Genomic DNA, 1,007 nt, shown 5'->3' on the forward strand with positions numbered 1-1,007 from the left:
CTCTGTACACGACAAATTTCACAGAACCCTTATCCTATCAGGATTCTGCTTTCTTAAAATTGCCAAAATTTCCTTAAACTCTTCTTTTTTCCCAAAACCAATTAAACGCTGAATCGCCATTTGAACATAGTCTAAACCATAGCGAAATAAACTCATTGAGAGTCGTCCATGCTTCTTTATTTTTATCGCTTTTTTTTGATTATGTTGCCATTCACCCGTTAAGTAACACCAACAGAAGCTTATAGCTAACACCGCAATCAATTTTTTCACTCGTCTAGGGTCTGTCAAGCGCGTATTTTCAAGATTAAACCCGCGTCCTTTGAGACAACTGAATAAGGTTTCAATTTCCCAGCGTAATGCATAATCCTGAATAGCATTGGCATTAAACTGAGGAGAAACGACGAGTAAAAGCTCTCCATTTTCTAACTGTAGTGCACTTATATATAGTTTCACCCGACCAACCAAAATCCGTCGTTTACGACATTCAATTTGACCAACTTTAAGATGGCGAAATAAATCACTAATTTTATGATTCTTTCCTAAATGATTGGTGACAATGAAGTTTTTTTAACACGAATGCAGAAGTTGATGTCTTGTTCAATTAACCATGTAAACCACTGCTCACCGATAAACTCTCTGTCTGCGAACACATTCACAATACGGTCTTTACCAAAAATGGCTATAAAGCGTTGAATCAAAGCAATACGCTCTTTCGTATCTGAATTTCCACGTTTATTAAGCAATGTCCAAAGGATAGGTATCGCTATTCCACGATAAACGATTGCGAGCATCAGGATATTAATATTTCGTTTTCCCCATTTCCAATTGGTTCTATCTAAAGTCAGTTGCACTTGGTCGAATGAAAACATATTGAAAATCAACTGAGAAATTTGACGATAATCAAAATACTGACCTGCAAAGAAGCGCTGCATACGTCGATAAAATGATTGTGGTAAACACTTGATGGGCAAGGCTTTAGATGCAGAAGAAAGATTACATGTTTGCTT

At 36.7% G+C, this 1,007-nt stretch carries 1 protein-coding gene; it reads right to left on the minus strand.

Features of this window, described 5'->3' with window-relative positions:
- Nucleotides 1-18: 18 nt before the first annotated feature.
- A protein-coding gene (locus tag FTU39_RS13775) for an IS4-like element ISAba1 family transposase (RefSeq protein ID WP_179994544.1) occupies nucleotides 19-1,007 on the minus strand; the annotation gives its coding sequence in 2 pieces (ribosomal slippage) (nucleotides 19-569 and nucleotides 569-1,007; 990 coding nt annotated over the 2 pieces). This gene is flagged as partial in the annotation.

The organism is Acinetobacter sp. YH12099, assembly GCF_013419195.1.
Taxonomy (GTDB): Bacteria; Pseudomonadota; Gammaproteobacteria; order Pseudomonadales; family Moraxellaceae; genus Acinetobacter; species Acinetobacter towneri.